Origin of the sequence: Pseudogemmobacter sp. W21_MBD1_M6 (assembly GCF_052119585.1) — a bacterium.
Classification (GTDB): domain Bacteria; phylum Pseudomonadota; class Alphaproteobacteria; order Rhodobacterales; family Rhodobacteraceae; genus JBGQOJ01.
Window position 1 is genome coordinate 1 of the sequence record NZ_JBGQOJ010000016.1, and the last position, 16,272, is coordinate 16,272.

The following is a 16,272-nucleotide window of genomic DNA, read 5'->3' on the forward strand; positions in this document are numbered from 1 at the left end:
ATGACAACCAGCCTCCATCTCACACTGGCCCAATGTCTACACCGCCGTCAGATCAGGCGCAATTTTTAGAGGTGCCCATTCGTTATAATTGTTGAATTAAAGCTGAATTTGTGAAATGCAGGGGCATAATTTTGTATTTGAGGTGTAAAATGACGATTAAAACAACTGCACTCGCTGGCGCGATCCTTGCATTGAGCGCGCTCTCCGTTTCAGCTGGCAACGTGCTGGACACCAACATCGAGAACCAGCCGACAGAGCCAGTTGTGGTTACCAAAGGCGGTCTTGGCTTTTCACCAGCGCTGCTTCTTCCCCTCTTGTTGTTGCCACTTTTGTCTGGAAAAGACGGCGTGTCGTCGACCTCGGGCACATAAGACTGCCTCAGCGACCGCGCCAGTCGGCGCAAAGTGCAAAAATCGGAAAGACAGGTGGAAACACCTGTTTTTTTGCGTTTCGGACCCTTGGAATTTAAAATATATTCTGGTCGATCTTGACCCATTTCATTCAATAGTCTGGCTATGAAATCCATAGGCTCAGTCCGGCTGTTTTCTTGCCGGTTACGGAGCGGCCCCTTAGCTCTCGCGTTACCCCACAGCCCCAAATCACGCGCTGCACACCTTGCGTCGGCGGCGTTGCCTTTCTGGCGATCCCGTCTGTCTGGACAACAGCGGAAGACCGGACGGGTCTATTAACGGCCCGGAGACTGAAAATGGCCGCGTAATTTCTACGAATGCTTTCCGTTGAAAATGGGGGAATTAGCCACCCGGTGCGGTTTTCTGGAAATCGTTACAAAGTTTCGACAAATGCGCTTAAAACCGTTGGTGCAATTTCCTGAAAACTGAACAGCCCATTAATAGCCATACCCTAGCCTTGTAGATGGTGAGTGAAAAAGTGGGGGTCGTTATGGGCCTTTCTATGGGTATCTCCGGCAGGTTTTCTGCCGGAGCAATAGAGATGGATTTGCGTGTTCGTTCGTTGGATACGCTTGTATATTCGGGGCAATCCTATCTGATTTCGACGCTGTATAGCGGCGGATCGGCAAGGGTTTATCGGGTGGATCAAGGAACCACACCGACCGAGGTGACAATGCCGTTTGCACCATTCACGGTGTCAGGCGCGATATCGGTCGACATCGGCGAAGGGATCCAGCAGATACCGCTGGATCAGTTGGGATGGGCGGCGGAAAGCCCTTCGGCTGATAACGCCCTTGTCAGCCGAAGGATTGTCGTCGGTGCGCAGCAAGATGGACTCGAGGTTCTAACCGTTCCCGATACGGGTGGAATGCGGCTCTATCTTGGCGCAAGCGGTCTGGATGGTATATCAAGCTATCTGATTTCTTCCTCTGGAACGACATCGGCAGGCACCGTTCAGGCGTCTGGCGGGCCGGGACTGGCATCCAGCATTTCAACCATGGCGACCTTCACCTTCAACAACGTGGACTACCTTGCCGCCGCATCAACCACAGATAGCGGAGTGTCGGTGTTCAGGCGCCTGCAAGGCGGCACAATGGATTTCAGCGATCGACTTGGTGCTGCGGATGGCATCGGGATGAACACGCCAACAAAGATCCAGCCGATACAGATCAATGACCAACTATTTCTCGTGACGGCGGCCCTTGGCGGGACTGTCACCGTGCTGCGTCTGGACGCGGACGGATCCCTGAACCTTGTCGACCATGTTCTTGACGGCCTTGAAACCCGCTTTGACTCTGCAACGGCCATGGAAACCTTTGAACATGACGGTCAGCACTTTCTGATCGTCGGGGGCGGCGATCTGGGACTTAGCCTTTTGCAGTTGCTGCCCACGGGCAAACTGTTGCACCACGCCAGCCTTGCCGACAGCGCGACAACAGTTCTGGACAACATCAGCGATCTGGTTGTCACGACCATTGGCGCAAGCATCTTTGTCTTCATATCCTCGGACGCCGACAACGGAATTACGCAGCTTGAAATTGACACCTCCACCCTTGCCGCGCTTCTGCTCGCGACTGCGGGAACACCTTTGATCGGGACGGGTGCAGACGAGATATTGATAGGGGGTGCGGGGTCTGACCGACTGGAAGGGGCTGCCGGAAACGACATCCTTTACGACGGGGCTGGAAACGACGTTCTGCTGGGGGGCGCGGGTGCGGATGTCTTCGCCTTTTCCAAAGATGGACAGCTTGACCGGATCGAGGACTTCAACCCCGCCGAGGACCGTCTGGATCTGTCGGATTGGGGCATGATCTACGCAATGTCCGCTGTAACCATCCAACCCCTGACGGGCGGGGCCAGACTGACCTTTGGTACGGAAACGCTGGAAGTTCTATCGTCTTCGGGGCAGGCGTTGACAGCGCAAGTAATGAATGGCGCTTTGGTTACCGCGCTACAGCGACCCGTGACCAACCTGATCGACGTGAACGCGCAGCCGACCCCTGTGACCCTGTCCGCACCAAACCAGGGCGCACTTCTGGAGGCAAGCACACCCGCCTTGACCTTGATCGGCGGATCGGGGTTCGACATCGCGGATTATTCCCTTGGCGCAGCGGGAATAACCGCCAACCTGCACGCCCCCGCGACCAACACCGGCAGCGCGGGCGGCGACCTTTACACCAGCATCGAAGGGCTTCGCGGAACACGGTTTGACGATGTTCTCGTTGGTGACACCCTGGCCAATCTGCTGTTCGGAGAAGAGGGCAATGATCACCTTTCCGGGGGGCCGGGCAGCGATACGCTTGATGGCGGGATCGGAAATGACTGGCTGTTCGACCCGCTTGGTCCGACCCGTTTCATCGGCGGGCAAGGCGACGATACGGCCATTGCCCTGCAAGGGGTGGGTATTTTCGAGGAGGCCGACCTGCCCGACACGGGGTCTTCCACGCTGAACGATATCTTCGCCGGTGGCTATGGAAATGACGTTATTTCCGGGGGGGCGGGGCGCGATCTGCTGATCGGTGACTATGGCGCCTCCTTCTATTTCGGGTCCGACACGCTGACCGGCGGAACCGGAGATGACTATCTTCAAGGCGGTTTTGGCGCCGACGTCTTTGTGTTCAGAAGGGGGGACGGTCACGACATCATCGGGCAATACACGACAAGCGCCGCATTTTCCCGCGCGGTTGATGACCTGATCCCAGTCGCGGCGGATTTCGAACCGGGCGTGGACAGAATAAGACTGGAGGGGTTTCCCGATGCAACCGATGGAGCCACGGCATTGGCGTTGATTTACCGGAATACGGCAGGCTTTGCAGAATTCAATCTGGACGGGACGATGGTAACCTTCTGGGGCATTGATCCGTCACAGCTTTCAGCGAACGATTTTCTTATCTGATTTACCCTGCCTTAGGACTTCGTCTTTATCACGCTATGCATGCGGGTCCTGTACATCATAAAGCAATGCCTCTGCGCAGTCTTCTTGTGCGTGACGCTTATGGCAAGTGGCGGCGGAGGGGGCGGCGGCGCGGGAACGTCTGTTATGACACCCTTGCCAGCGCCCAACCCCGCACCGACGCCGATTCCAGCGGTGACCGCCACTGTCGAGGGAATTTCGGTCAACAGCGCGACGCTTCGCACTGCGATACGGACCCTGCAAATGAACACCATAGAAAATACGGTAGTGATCGACGGGACAGAGTTTGCGACAGGTCCATCAACCCTCACTTCGGGGTTGCAGGATGTCTTCGCGCTTGTCCCCGGGGCCGGCGATACAAAGCTTGTCGCGCGATCGACAAAGGCGCCCGACATGCCCGCCACGGGATCCAGCATCTATAGCGGCACAGCCAAGGTTCTGATTGCAGACGGGTCATCGACTTATATGGTGACGATGGATGCCCTGACCACAGTCACATTCGGAACCAGCGGGCATGTCGGATTTTCAGGAACGTCAGTCGCACAAGGCGGCACCGTTGTTGACGTATCAGGCAGCAGGAACTATGCGCCGAACGGAAGTGAGACCGTCGCGTTCAGCAACTTGGCGCTGTCGGGTCAATCCTTTTCCGCAACATCGGCATCGCGGGCTGCGGCATCCGGATTTGGCGCAGGACCAGAGCTGTTCGATCCGGACGCCACGCTTTATGCAAACGGGGTTTTTGCGGGCCAGACACCAGAGGAACTTACAGGGGTGGCATCGGCAAGGGCGTCAAGCGGTGCCGAGGCATTGGTCACCTTCACGGGATCACGTTAGGCGGGCACAGGACTCAAAGTATCCCGAACGACACCAGGACGAGGCAAATCCAAGCCGCATTTTGGTGGATAGGGGGGCACCTGTCATGCAGGACGCCTTTCCTTTTCGTTCATCCAGCCAAAGCGCAATATGACACTCAACGTCTAAACGGATGTGGTCGGAGTGAGAGGATTCGAACCTCCGGCCCCTGCCTCCCGAAGGCAGTGCTCTACCAAGCTGAGCTACACTCCGACTATGGGCCGCGATTTAAACGCTTGCGCGAAATTTGACAAGCCCCGCGATCGGCCTATCGCCTTCGTCGAAGGATCGGCCCGAAGCGAGGGAACGTGCCGGTCTCGATACGCCCGCGCCCCTGAAGGTTTGGCGCGGTTCTGGATGTATCGGTGCGCCCTTCGCGGAACAGGATGTACAGACCGCTTGCGATAATCACACCGGCACCGATTGCGGTTGGCGCATCGGGCTTTTCCCCGAAAATGAACCAGCCATAGCCCGCCGCCCAGATGATCTGCGAGTATTGCATCGGGGCGACAATGACAGCCTCGCCATTGCGATAGGCGGCGATAACAAGCAGTGTTGCAAGAAAGGCGAATAACGCGATCACGGCAAGGCCCCCGAACTCGACCGCATCCATCGGTTTGTAAACGAATGGCAGGGCCAACCCCATCACCACAAAGTTGGCAACCATCGGGTATAGCAACAGAGCGGCGCTTCTTTCTTCCTGACCGATTTTACGAACGATGATCGAGGCAAGAGCACTGCTGACTGCGGCCGTCATTGCCGCAAAATGGCCAAGCGTGAACGGCTCTGCGCCGGGCCGCAGGACAATAAGAACACCGACCAGACCGGCAATAACCGCAGCCCAGCGCCGAAGGCGAACCGTTTCCCCCAAAATGGGAATGGCAAGAACGGTGATCAAAAGCGGGGCGGCAAACAAAATCGCATAGGTCTGGGCCAATGGCAAAACAGAAAACGCATAGAATGCACAGACGCCGGTCACCACAGTTGCGACAGTGCGAACAGCCGTCCACCATGGATGCACCGGCCGCAAATTACCGTGCGTCGCATCGCGCATCAACATCACGGTGACATAGGGAAACCCTAACAGCACACTAAAGAACACGATCTGGAACGCCGCGAACTCTGCGCCCAATGTTTTTACGATCACATCGTGCGTTGCGTAAATTCCAAAGGCTGCTAGCGCAAACAATGCGCCTTTCAGGTTAGATTTCGGCGCCACCGGCATGTTCCCTAAGACTGTGCGAATAATCCATCTCTGCGGGAAACCGTCCCTGCAATGCAAGCCCCCATTCAAGAGATAGCCGAACGGCGCATCATATTTTCGGTCATTTATGCAAAAGGGCCAGAGCATACGCCCTGGCCCCGCAAAAATCATGCTAAACGCAAATTAAAGGCTGGCATCCAGTGCGGCCAGAATTGCATCGCCCATTTCAGTGGTCGACACCGGCGTGCCATCACCCTTTTGCATCAGATCCGCTGTCCGGACACCATCTGCCAGAACGGCCTCGACGGCCTTTTCCAGACGATCGGCCTCTGCGCCTTGGTCGAACGAGTAGCGCAGCGCCATCGCAAACGACAGGATGCAGGCAATCGGGTTCGCCTTACCCTGGCCCGTGATGTCGGGGGCCGAGCCGTGCACCGGTTCGTACAGCGCCTTTGGAAGGCCGCTGGCCATGGGCGCCCCAAGCGAGGCGGAGGGGAGCATACCGAGCGATCCGGTCAGCATAGCCGCGCAATCCGACAGGATATCGCCGAACAGGTTGTCGGTGACGATCACATCAAACTGCTTGGGCCAGCGGACCAGCTGCATCGCACCGTTGTCGGCATACATATGGCTCAGCTCTACATCGGGATACTCGTTGTCGTGCACCCACTGCACCTCTTCGCGCCACAGAATGCCAGATTCCATAACGTTCGCCTTCTCCATAGAGCAGACCTTGTTGCTGCGACGCCGCGCCAGTTCAAAGGCAGAGCGGGCAACGCGACGAATTTCGTTGGTGGTATAGCGCTGGGTGTTCACGCCGATACGGCCACCTTCGTTGTCGGGGGTGATGCCGCGCGGCTCGCCGAAATAGACACCCGAGGTCAGTTCGCGGACGATCATGATATCAAGGCCTGACACCACTTCGGTCTTTAGCGACGAGAAATCGGCAAGCGCGTCAAAGCACTGGGCGGGACGCAGGTTCGCGTAAAGGTCCATTTCCTTGCGCAGACGCAGCAGGCCGCGCTCTGGCTTGACGCTAAAATCGAGGACATCGTATTTCGGGCCACCAACAGCACCAAGCAACACCGCATCCGCCGCCTGCGCACGCTCCATCGTCTCGTCGGTCAGGGGCGTGCCATGCGCGTCATAGGATGCGCCACCCACAAGGCCGTGACTGACGTTGAACTTCAGGTCGCGCTTTGCGCCATACCAGTCAATGACGCGTGTGACTTCGGCCATGACTTCGGGGCCAATGCCGTCTCCGGCGAGGATAAGAAGCGAAGGGGTGCTCATGTCTTATGTGTCCTAGGGTTTTGAACGGGTTGCCTTCGCGTAACGGGTTGCCTGCGCGGGGTCAAGAAACGACCGCCTTCGCGCCCCTGTCAAGGTACGATATCGACCCAGACAAGCCGGTGTCGGGATGCGACAGCCGTATCATTGCCTGGAGGATCGGCATCGGGGCTATCCGGGGCGGGCCAGAACACCCCCGCATCAAGAACCCCAAGCCGCGCCGACGGCAGAACATAGTCGACCCTTAGGTTTCCGGGGCCGTCCTGATCGGGCCAGTCCACCGTATCAAGCGCGGGATCGCCGCTGTGGTCGGGATTTGCTGCGGCCCGCCCCCCGTTGCTGCGCGGCTGCGGGTCCTGAACAGCGGCATGCGACAGCAGAGCGGCGATCGCATCAGGCAAACCATCGCCGTCGGATGGGTCAAGATTGGCATCTCCGAGTATGACAAAACGGTCGGGAGGCGGGTGTTCAAGTGCGCCGTCAAGAAGCAGGGTCCAGAACCGCGTCTCGTCATGATTGCGCCGCCCATTGCGGTCTTCGGGGCCGTCAAAGACCGGCGGGCTCGCATGAAACGCGAGAAGATGCAGTGCTGTCCCGTCTGGCAAAAGCACAGGAACAGCCCAGTGCCCGGTTGTTGACAGCCGTTGGAAGTCGCGTCCGTTTTGCGCCGCAAGGGGGGCCTCGTCCTTCAGCGGGAACAAAGCGCCGGGAAGGTCGGCCCAAAGACCGGCACTGTAGTCTTGCGCGTTGGCGACATCGATCGGCAATCTGGACAGGATCGCCATACCGCCCTGCCCCGCGAACGCGCCATAGCCTTGCGCGTCATTCGGGGTGCCAAGGCGACCGTCACCGTCCAGATCCAGACCTGTGGCACGGCCGGTGTTGGGGCGAAGGGCAAAATGATAGGGATAGTCCGCATCGGCGGCACCCAGAACATCGGAAAACGCGCCAAGGGCCGCACCGCCAAAGTCATAGTCAAAGCCCGTCAAAAGCAGGATATCGGGGTCAACATGCGCAATAATTGCGACTACGGCCCGGATCTGCGGATTTTTCCGAGACAGAATATCCCGCAGCAAAAGCCCGGGTCCGGCGCGCGACATCGCGACATTGAAGGTGGCTATCCGCAGCGGATCTGCATGAACCGGACAGGCCGTTAACCAAAAAATCAGGCTGGCAACAAACCAGCGCGATCCGCTGCCTCGTGGTTGAGGCGGCGCTTTTCCTCGATCATTGATGCAACCTGCCCCATCGCGATACCGCGCATAAACAGGCTGGCAGGAAGAAACGCCCATGCGGCCATCATCCATATCAGTGTGTGCGGCGCATCAAGCGACAGCGGGGAAAAAGACCCACTGCCCGCCTTGACCACTGCGGGTGTCAAGAATGGCAGCAAAAACCCTAATGCAATGTTAAAGCGCGCATCACGCTCCAGACGTTCGACAACGTCGCCACCAGCGGTCGGGTCGAACGTGGGCAGGTTGATCCAGACATTGAACGTGCCGCTGGCGGACGGCCAGTTGAAGACCCGCAACAGGATCACGAAAATCGCCAATGTCAGAAGAGAAATCAGATAGCTGAGCCCGGCAGCGGTCCGCAGAAGGTCGATCTGTTCCGGCGAGCTTCCGTCTGGCAGCGCCACCAGAACAAGGCGCACAGGGCTATAGGGGAAATCTATGGCGTGGCCGATCACGTTTCCGACCGCATCGACCAAAAGGGTCAGAGTCGTAGGCTCGACCTTACCGCGACACACGACGGTCAACAGGAACACGGTCAGAAACAAAGAGATAAAGCGCACACGGTTGAACGGCGGAGCGTCCCGAAACTCGACAAGGCCGGGATAGGTTGACCCGTATTCGAATATGGTCAGCATGGCGGCAAAGATGGCGACCAGGGCGACGATCTGAGTCGTGTCGGCCCCCACTCCCGGAAGGAGCAGCGATGGCGTTGCAATAAGCACCACCACAAATACCGCGCGCACGATGGCGCCTGCCAGTTGCGAAATCACTGCTCTATACCCTCAATGTGGACGGAAGCGATGCTATGCCGCGACCTTGTTCCAACGTGTGCCCGCGCATTGTGGCGGCCTGCCTCATTCTTGCCCAATTTTTGCCTTCTTTCGCCAAATACCACAAGCCATTGCCGTATAAGACTTAACCATTGAGGCAATTTCGGGGAAAAACTGGTGCGACTTTGCATCAAATGCGGCGCAAAAAAAGGGCCCCCGCAGCGGGAGCCCTAGATGTTGTGGCTGTAGGGGGTATTAGACCCAAGGACGTGATGCAGCGGCTTTTTCTTCGAATGTATCGATGGATTTCACATTTTCCATCGTCAGGCCGATATCGTCCAAGCCATTCATCAGGCAATGTTTTTTGAAGGCATCCACCTCGAAGGGGAACGATTCTCCGTCGGAGGTTGTGACCGTCTGCGCCTCAAGGTCAATCGTGACGCGGGCGTTTGCGCCTTTCTGGGCGTCGGCCATCAGGATATCCACCTGCTCTTTCGGCAGGGTGATGGGCAAAATGCCGTTCTTAAAGCAATTGCTGTAGAAAATATCGGCATAGCTGGTCGAAATCACGCAACGGATGCCGAAATCAAGCAAGGCCCAGGGCGCGTGTTCACGCGACGAGCCACAGCCGAAGTTGTCGCCAGCCACCAGAATCTCGGCGTGGCGATAGGCGGGCTGGTTCAGAACAAAGGTCTCGATCTCTGATCCATCCTGATTATAGCGCATCTCGTCAAACAGGTTCACGCCAAGGCCCGACCGCTTGATCGTTTTCAGGAACTGCTTTGGAATGATCATATCGGTGTCGATGTTGATCAGATCCAGAGGCGCGGCGATGCCGGTGAGTTTGTCGAAGGTTTCCATTACATGATCTCCCGCACATCGGTCAGATGGCCTGTGATTGCTGCTGCGGCCGCCATCGCGGGCGACAAAAGATGTGTCCGGCCACCACGGCCCTGACGACCCTCGAAGTTGCGGTTGGAGGTTGCCGCGCAACGCTCGCCCGGCGCCAACTGATCGGGGTTCATCGCAAGGCACATGGAACAGCCCGCCAGACGCCACTCGAAACCGGCATCGAGAAAGATCTGCGCAAGACCTTCTTCTTCGGCTTGCGCACGGACCAGACCGGAACCGGGCACGACCATCGCCCGCATCCCGTCCTTGATCTTTTTGCCTTTCAGGATCGCGGCGGCGGCGCGCAAATCCTCGATCCGGCCATTGGTGCAGGAGCCAATGAACACGGTGTCGATTTTGACATCCGACAATTTTTCACCAGAGGTCAGACCCATGTATTCGAGCGCACGCTTGACCGCGTCGACCTTGCCACCGGTGAAATCCTCGGGGAAGGGCACAGTTGCGGTGATCGGCAAAACGTCCTCTGGCGAGGTGCCCCATGTGACCAGCGGCGCGATGTCTTCGGCCTTGATCGTGATGGATTTGTCGAAATGCGCGCCTTCGTCGGTGAACAGCGTTTTCCAATAGGCCACCGCGGCTTCCCACTGGGCGCCTTTGGGGGCATGCGGACGGCCCATGCAATAGGCGTATGTCTTTTCGTCCGGTGCGATCAGCCCAGCGCGGGCGCCGCCTTCGATTGCCATGTTGCAGACGGTCATCCGGCCTTCCATCGAAAGGTCACGGATCGCCTCGCCGCAATATTCGATCACATAGCCGGTGCCGCCGGCGGTGCCGGTCTCGCCGATCACGGCCATCGTGATGTCCTTGGCGGTGACGCCAGGGCGCAGCTTGCCGGTGATCTCGACCTTCATGTTCTTGGACTTTTTCTGGATCAGCGTTTGCGTCGCCAGAACATGTTCAACCTCGGATGTGCCGATGCCATGTGCCAGCGCACCGAACGCGCCATGGGTCGCGGTGTGGCTGTCGCCGCACACAACGGTCATGCCGGGAAGGGTCCAGCCCTGTTCCGGGCCGACGATATGGACGATGCCCTGACGCACGTCGGACACGGGGTAATAGTGAATCCCGAAATCCTTGGCATTCTTGTCCAGCGCTTCGAGCTGGATTTTGGATTCTGGGTTCGCGATGCCCGTCGCACGGTCCAGCGTGGTCGGCACGTTGTGATCCGGCACGGCAATGGTCTTTTCCGGCGCGCGCACCTTGCGGCCCGTCATGCGCAGACCTTCAAAGGCCTGCGGGCTGGTCACTTCGTGCACCAGATGGCGGTCGATATAAAGAAGGCAGGTGCCGTCGTCGGCCTGATGGGCGACATGTGCATCCCAGATTTTATCGTAGATTGTCTTCGGGGCGGTCATGATGGTCCTCTCCCGTGATGTGTTAAGGATATTGAAACGCGGCTAACGGAATGCGGGCCTATAGGCTGGCAAGGACCGTATGGGTCGCACCAAAGAACCGCCAAGGCAGTCGTGCGCGATCATCCATGTCAAAAACGGGTTTCATGGCATGTCAGATATAGCCCCATCCCTTTTCCTGCAAGGGTTTGCTGTACTTGTCAGGGCCACAACCGCCATGCGAAGGTGAATAAAAGCGCAGGGATCGCATGGAAACCGAAATTCAGTCCTTTCTTGAACAGTTGAATGCGCTTTGGGTGTCGGGCAAGGCATCGTTTGCCAATCTGTTGCTTGCGTCGCGCCTGAACCAGATCGTGATTCTGGTCGGGTGTCTGGTTGCCGCCTTTTTGCTGCGGCGCTGGCTTGCCCCGAAGGTCCACGCCTGGATGCGCACGCTGGAAGGTCGGCCGAAGTGGCAGCTGCGGGGGCTTGTCATTGTTCACAGGCGATTGCAGCTGATCCTGTTCGCGCTGATGGCCTGGGCTGCGACCGCGATCATGGCCGAAGTTTATCATTTCCCGTCACGTCGCTATATTCTGGCGCTGGTCGCGACGATTGCGACCGCCTGGCTGATCGTGGGCATCGCCACGCGGTTGGTCAAGAACCGCCTGTTGCGCCAAACAGTCACCTATGGGCTGTGGGTCTATATCACGCTGTATTATCTGGGTCTGATCGAGGATGTGACCAACCTGCTGGACGGGTTCGGGATGCAGTTCGGCGATTTTCGCCTGTCTGCGCTGACCCTTATAAAAGCGATGGTGGTCACGGGGATCCTGTTCACCGGCGCCCGCCTTTTGTCGACCTCTACCGCGACGCGGATCCGCGAGAATCAGGATATGTCGCCGTCGATGCGGGTTCTGGCGGTCAAGGCCATCCAGATCTCGTTATACGGATCGGCGTTCTTTGTCGGGCTGAAGGCTGTGGGGTTCGATCTGACCGGGCTGGCGGTGCTGTCGGGGGCCATCGGTGTCGGCCTTGGATTCGGTTTGCAAAAGGTGGTGTCGAACCTTGTGTCGGGAATTATCATCCTGCTGGACAAGTCGATCAAGCCCGGCGACGTGATCAGCCTTGGCGAGACCTTTGGCTGGATCAACAGTCTTGGGGCGCGGTATGTGTCGGTTGTGACGCGGGACGGCAAGGAATACCTGATCCCGAACGAAGACCTGATCACCGGGCAGGTGGTGAACTGGTCGCATTCCAACGACTTTGTGCGGCTGGATATCTTTTTCGGAACAGCCTACGGCAACGATCCTCATCTGGTGCGCAAGCTGGCGGTCGAGGCGGCGAATGGCGTCGACCGGGTTCTGAAGGACCGGACGGCGGTCTGTCATATCGTGGGGTTCGGGGACAGTTCGGTGGATTACATCCTGCGATTCTGGATCAGGGATCCGACGGGAGGCCTGACGAACATCCGCGGGAATGTGTATCTGGCGCTATGGGATGTGTTCAAGGAAAACGGCATTTCCATCCCCTTCCCGCAACGCGAAGTGCGGATGTTGGGCGAAACATCGCGTATCCCTGTCACAATTGCGGATTAACCTGAGGACAAGAGGCGGAAAAGGCTTGCGTCGGATTTCTGCCACAGGTATCGCGGCCCGTTCCGTATGCATTGAGATTTTGTCAATCTGGTGCTATTTTGTAAACAAGCTCTGCGCCGGGGCGGGATCGGCGTGCCACGAAGGAGGACGACGTTCTGTCCCAAACTATAAAAGCGACCAACGGCGTGGTTGCACCGGAAAGGGCCGTGACCGGCCATTCTGCCGATATCTCGAGCGAGCAACTGCTTGAAATGATCCTGACATCGCTGGACGACGACAAGGCCGAAGATGTGGTCTCGATTGATCTGCACGGGAAAACCCAAATGGCCGACTATATGGTTGTCTGCTCGGGTCGTTCCTCGCGGCAGGTCGGGGCTATGGCTGAAAAGCTTGTTGACCGGCTGAAGCAGGATCACGGACGCATCTGCAAAGTCGAGGGCAAGGATCAGGGCGATTGGGTGCTGATTGATACGGGCGACATTATCGTCCATATCTTCCGTCCCGAAGTGCGCGAGTTCTATCAACTTGAAAAAATGTGGATGACCCCGGGGGCACCCGCGGAACACGCATAATGCGTGTTCACATTTGTGCCGTCGGCCGCCTTCGGGCCGGGCCGGAACGCGCATTGATCGACGACTACGTCAAACGATTTGACCGGACGGGACGGGCCCTTGGCCTTGGCCCGTGCGGGCTGATCGAGGTCGAGGACAAGAAGGGTGGCGGGCAAGAGGCCGAAGCAGCCCTTCTGGAACGCGCCGTGCCTGCGGGGTCTTTGGTGGCGATGCTGGACGAACGCGGCAGGGGCATGACCTCGCCTGAATTTGCGGGGCAGTTGGCGCAATGGCGCGATACGGGGCGTCAGGACGTGACATTCGTCATTGGCGGCGCCGACGGATTGATCCAGCCTTACCGCGACACGGCTGATTTCAAGCTGTCCTTTGGCGCCATGGTCTGGCCGCATATGCTGGCCCGGGTGATGCTGAGCGAGCAATTGTACCGCGCCGCGTCGATCCTTGCAGGTTCCCCCTATCACCGCGCCTGATCTTGCCCTTCATGTGTCTGGCCCCTAGAACTGGCACAAGCAAAAAGGACCGCAAAAAATGACCACGCCGAAACCCGTAGTTCTGTGCATCCTTGACGGCTGGGGCCTGTCCGACACGACGGTCGGAAACGCACCCGCGCTGGCAAAAACACCGACCTTTGACCGCATCATGGCGACATGCCCCCATGCGACGCTGGTGACCCATGGCCCCGACGTCGGATTGCCGACCGGGCAGATGGGCAATTCCGAAGTGGGCCATACGAATATCGGCGCGGGCCGCGTTGTGGCGATGGACCTTGGCCAGATTGATCTGGCAATCGAGGACGGCTCGTTTTTCAAGAACCCCGCCCTGCTGGATTTCATCGCAAAGCTGCAAGACACCGGCGGCACCGCGCATGTGATGGGCGTTGTTTCCGACGGCGGCGTGCACGGGCATATCCTGCACATGCTGGCGGCGGTCCACGCGATTGCGCACGCCGGAGTGCCGGTTGTGATTCACGCGATCACCGACGGGCGCGATGTGGCGCCGAAATCGGCAGAGGGATTCATTGCGCAGCTGGAGGCGGGCCTGCCCGCAAATGCAAAGATCGCCACGGTGATCGGCCGCTACTATGCGCTGGACCGTGACAACCGCTGGGAGCGGGTCGAGACCGCCTATCGCGCGATGATCAAAGGCGACGGAGCCACAGGCGCGACGGCTGCGGATGCCGTGGCCCAGGCCTATGCGACGGGCAAGACCGATGAATTCGTGCCGGCCACGGTGATCGGGGATTACACGGGTCTGAAAGGTGGCGACGGGTTCTTTTGCCTGAACTTCCGCGCCGACCGCGCCCGCGAGATTCTGGCCGCCATCGGCCAGCCCGATTTCGACGGGTTCAAGACCGGTGCCCGCCCGAAACTGTCGGCGTTTCTTGGTATGGTCGATTACTCGTCGGACCATAACCGCTATATGACCACCGCCTATCCCAAGCAAACCATCGTCAACACGCTGGGGGCATGGGTCGCACAGCACGGGCTGAAACAATTCCGTCTGGCCGAGACAGAGAAATACCCCCATGTGACGTTCTTTTTGAACGGCGGCATCGAGGTGCCAGAGACCGGCGAGGACCGGTTCATGCCGAAATCGCCCAAGGTCGCGACCTATGACATGCAACCCGAGATGTCCTCGATCGAGGTGACGGACCGCTTTGTCGAGGCGATCGGCGCGGGCTATGATCTGATCGTGGTGAACTATGCCAACCCCGACATGGTCGGCCATACCGGCGATCTTGAGGCGGCGATGCAGGCCTGCGCTGCGGTTGATGCGGGGCTGGGCCGTGTGCTGGACGCGCTTGAAAAGGTCGGCGGCGCGATGATCCTGACCGCGGACCACGGCAATTGCGAGATGATGATCGACCCCGTGACAGGCGGGCCGCATACCGCGCATACCACCAACCTTGTTCCAGTAGCCCTGATCGGCGGGCCAGAGGGTGTATCGTTGAAATCGGGGCGGCTTGCCGATCTGGCGCCAACGCTGCTTGACTTGATGGGACTGCCGAAGCCGGACGAGATGACGGGGGTATCGCTGATATCGTGAGCGGTCGTTTCGCCATTGCGCTGGCGCTGACCCTGTTGACGGCGGGGCAAAACGCGCAGGCTCAGACCGACCCTGCGCTGGTCGCACGTCGCGCTGCGGGCCAGATTGCGGCGGCCTCGCTTGCCCTGCGGGATGCCGAGACGGCGCAAGACCGCGTGGCCGCCCTGACCCAGACCATACAGGCCTTCGAGGAAGGCCTAGTCGCCATGCGTGAAGGATTGCGCCGCGCGTCGATCCGGGAACAGGTGATCGCCAGGGATTTCGAGAAGAAGAGCACCGAAGTCTCGCGGCTTCTGGGGGTGATGCTGTCGATGCAGAGCTCTGCCTCTCCGGTTATCTTATTGCATCCGTCCGGGCCGCTTGGAACCGCGCGGTCAGGGATGATTCTGGCCGATGTCACCCCTGCGGTTCAGGCCGAGGCCGCAGCTCTGCGCACCAGACTGGAAGAGGTGACGCTGCTGCGCGAATTGCAGCAAGGCGCGGCGGCGACGCTGGAAACAGGGTTGAGGGGGGTTCAGGACGCGCGGACGAAACTGTCGCAAGCGGTGTCGGACCGGACAGACCTGCCGATGAGTTTTGTCGAGGATCCGGTTAAAACGGCTATTCTTCTGGAAAGCAGCGAGACGCTGGAAGGCTTTGCCAGCGGTCTTGCGGAAATCGCGGACGAAGACGCGACAGCAAAGTTGCCCGATTTCCGCTCCGCAAAGGGCACTTTGCCGCTGCCCGTCACCGGAACGCTGTTGCGCCGGTTTCAGGAACCCGATGCGGCGGGAATCAGACGACCGGGCATTGTGATGGCCACGCGCCCCCTGGCACTGGTCACAACGCCATGGCCCGCGACGATCCGCTATCGCGGTCCGCTGCTGGACTACGGAAATGTGATGATACTGGAACCCTCTGGCGACTATCTTATCATTCTTGCAGGGCTTAACCGTGTTTACGGAGATGTCGGGCAGGTCCTGCCCGCAGGTGCCCCTGTGGGCCTGATGGGCGGGGCGGACCCCGCAGTGGGGGCGTTTTTGACAACAGCCGCCGAAGGTGGTGGCGCAGATCGGACAGAAACGCTTTATATAGAACTGAGAGAAGGGCAATCGCCCGTGGACCCGGCCAAGTGGTTCGCTTTGGACAAGGAATAGAT

Annotated in this window: 14 protein-coding genes and 1 tRNA gene; 7 read left to right on the forward strand and 8 right to left on the reverse strand. The window is 58.8% G+C overall.

Going from position 1 to position 16,272, the window contains the following annotated elements; all coding sequences use genetic code 11:
* Window positions 1–82: 82 nt before the first annotated feature.
* Window positions 83–526, reverse strand: coding sequence for a hypothetical protein (locus ACEN2R_RS14730; protein WP_442043438.1), 444 nt, complete (start codon window positions 524–526; stop codon window positions 83–85).
* Between the two features lie 425 nt (window positions 527–951).
* On the opposite strand from ACEN2R_RS14730, the gene ACEN2R_RS14735 reads away from it, so the two are divergent.
* Entirely contained in the window at window positions 952–3,306 is a 2,355-nt protein-coding gene (locus tag ACEN2R_RS14735; protein WP_442043439.1) for a calcium-binding protein, read from the forward strand.
* 144 nt (window positions 3,307–3,450) lie between these two features.
* Window positions 3,451–4,158, forward strand: a complete 708-nt coding sequence (locus ACEN2R_RS14740) for a hypothetical protein (RefSeq protein WP_442043440.1) — start codon at window positions 3,451–3,453, stop codon at window positions 4,156–4,158.
* Between the two features lie 154 nt (window positions 4,159–4,312).
* On the opposite strand, the gene ACEN2R_RS14745 is transcribed toward ACEN2R_RS14740, so the two are convergent.
* From ACEN2R_RS14745 to leuC, 7 genes are all read right to left on the reverse strand, one after another.
* Window positions 4,313–4,389: transfer RNA gene (locus ACEN2R_RS14745), tRNA-Pro, on the reverse strand.
* Window positions 4,390–4,444: 55 nt separating this feature from the next.
* Entirely contained in the window at window positions 4,445–5,395 is a 951-nt protein-coding gene (locus tag ACEN2R_RS14750) for a DMT family transporter (RefSeq protein ID WP_442043441.1), read from the reverse strand.
* Between the two features lie 168 nt (window positions 5,396–5,563).
* Window positions 5,564–6,673: a 3-isopropylmalate dehydrogenase gene (gene leuB, locus ACEN2R_RS14755; RefSeq protein ID WP_442043442.1), complete on the reverse strand. Its 1,110-nt coding sequence runs from the start codon at window positions 6,671–6,673 to the stop codon at window positions 5,564–5,566.
* A gap of 89 nt (window positions 6,674–6,762) precedes the next feature.
* The gene (locus tag ACEN2R_RS14760) at window positions 6,763–7,905 is read right to left on the reverse strand and encodes an endonuclease/exonuclease/phosphatase family protein (RefSeq protein WP_442043507.1); all 1,143 of its coding nucleotides are present in this window, start codon (window positions 7,903–7,905) and stop codon (window positions 6,763–6,765) included.
* Window positions 7,836–8,675 carry a hypothetical protein gene (locus ACEN2R_RS14765; protein WP_442043443.1) on the reverse strand — a complete coding sequence of 280 codons (840 nt, stop codon included), beginning with the start codon at window positions 8,673–8,675 and terminating at the stop codon, window positions 7,836–7,838. Before ACEN2R_RS14765 ends, ACEN2R_RS14760 begins: the two co-directional genes overlap by 70 nt.
* Before the next feature lie 255 nt (window positions 8,676–8,930).
* Window positions 8,931–9,536, reverse strand: coding sequence for a 3-isopropylmalate dehydratase small subunit (gene leuD / locus ACEN2R_RS14770; RefSeq protein WP_442043444.1), 606 nt, complete (start codon window positions 9,534–9,536; stop codon window positions 8,931–8,933).
* A complete protein-coding gene (leuC, locus tag ACEN2R_RS14775) occupies window positions 9,536–10,942 on the reverse strand; it encodes a 3-isopropylmalate dehydratase large subunit (protein WP_442043445.1) in 1,407 nt (468 codons plus the stop codon). Before leuC ends, leuD begins: the two co-directional genes overlap by 1 nt.
* A gap of 245 nt (window positions 10,943–11,187) precedes the next feature.
* On the opposite strand from leuC, the gene ACEN2R_RS14780 reads away from it, so the two are divergent.
* The 5 genes from ACEN2R_RS14780 (at window position 11,188) to ACEN2R_RS14800 (ending at window position 16,270) form a co-directional block, all read left to right on the forward strand.
* Entirely contained in the window at window positions 11,188–12,516 is a 1,329-nt protein-coding gene (locus tag ACEN2R_RS14780; RefSeq protein ID WP_442043446.1) for a mechanosensitive ion channel family protein, read from the forward strand.
* A gap of 251 nt (window positions 12,517–12,767) precedes the next feature.
* Window positions 12,768–13,088 carry a ribosome silencing factor gene (gene rsfS / locus ACEN2R_RS14785; protein WP_442043508.1) on the forward strand — a complete coding sequence of 107 codons (321 nt, stop codon included), beginning with the start codon at window positions 12,768–12,770 and terminating at the stop codon, window positions 13,086–13,088.
* Window positions 13,088–13,558, forward strand: a complete 471-nt coding sequence (gene rlmH, locus ACEN2R_RS14790) for a 23S rRNA (pseudouridine(1915)-N(3))-methyltransferase RlmH (RefSeq protein ID WP_442043447.1) — start codon at window positions 13,088–13,090, stop codon at window positions 13,556–13,558. Before rsfS ends, rlmH begins: the two co-directional genes overlap by 1 nt.
* Window positions 13,559–13,616: 58 nt before the next feature.
* Entirely contained in the window at window positions 13,617–15,134 is a 1,518-nt protein-coding gene (gpmI, locus tag ACEN2R_RS14795; protein ID WP_442043448.1) for a 2,3-bisphosphoglycerate-independent phosphoglycerate mutase, read from the forward strand.
* The gene (locus ACEN2R_RS14800) at window positions 15,131–16,270 is read left to right on the forward strand and encodes a murein hydrolase activator EnvC family protein (protein WP_442043449.1); all 1,140 of its coding nucleotides are present in this window, start codon (window positions 15,131–15,133) and stop codon (window positions 16,268–16,270) included. Before gpmI ends, ACEN2R_RS14800 begins: the two co-directional genes overlap by 4 nt.
* The last annotated feature ends 2 nt before the right edge of the window (window positions 16,271–16,272 follow it).

Coding starts and splice junctions, on each gene's coding strand:
- ACEN2R_RS14730 (WP_442043438.1), bottom strand. CDS start 526: ATGGATTTCATAGCCAGACTATTGAATGAAATGGGTCAAGATCGACCA.
- ACEN2R_RS14735 (WP_442043439.1), top strand. CDS start 952: ATGGATTTGCGTGTTCGTTCGTTGGATACGCTTGTATATTCGGGGCAA.
- ACEN2R_RS14740 (WP_442043440.1), top strand. CDS start 3,451: ATGACACCCTTGCCAGCGCCCAACCCCGCACCGACGCCGATTCCAGCG.
- leuB (WP_442043442.1), bottom strand. CDS start 6,673: ATGAGCACCCCTTCGCTTCTTATCCTCGCCGGAGACGGCATTGGCCCC.
- leuD (WP_442043444.1), bottom strand. CDS start 9,536: ATGGAAACCTTCGACAAACTCACCGGCATCGCCGCGCCTCTGGATCTG.
- leuC (WP_442043445.1), bottom strand. CDS start 10,942: ATGACCGCCCCGAAGACAATCTACGATAAAATCTGGGATGCACATGTC.
- ACEN2R_RS14780 (WP_442043446.1), top strand. CDS start 11,188: ATGGAAACCGAAATTCAGTCCTTTCTTGAACAGTTGAATGCGCTTTGG.
- rsfS (WP_442043508.1), top strand. CDS start 12,768: ATGATCCTGACATCGCTGGACGACGACAAGGCCGAAGATGTGGTCTCG.
- rlmH (WP_442043447.1), top strand. CDS start 13,088: ATGCGTGTTCACATTTGTGCCGTCGGCCGCCTTCGGGCCGGGCCGGAA.
- gpmI (WP_442043448.1), top strand. CDS start 13,617: ATGACCACGCCGAAACCCGTAGTTCTGTGCATCCTTGACGGCTGGGGC.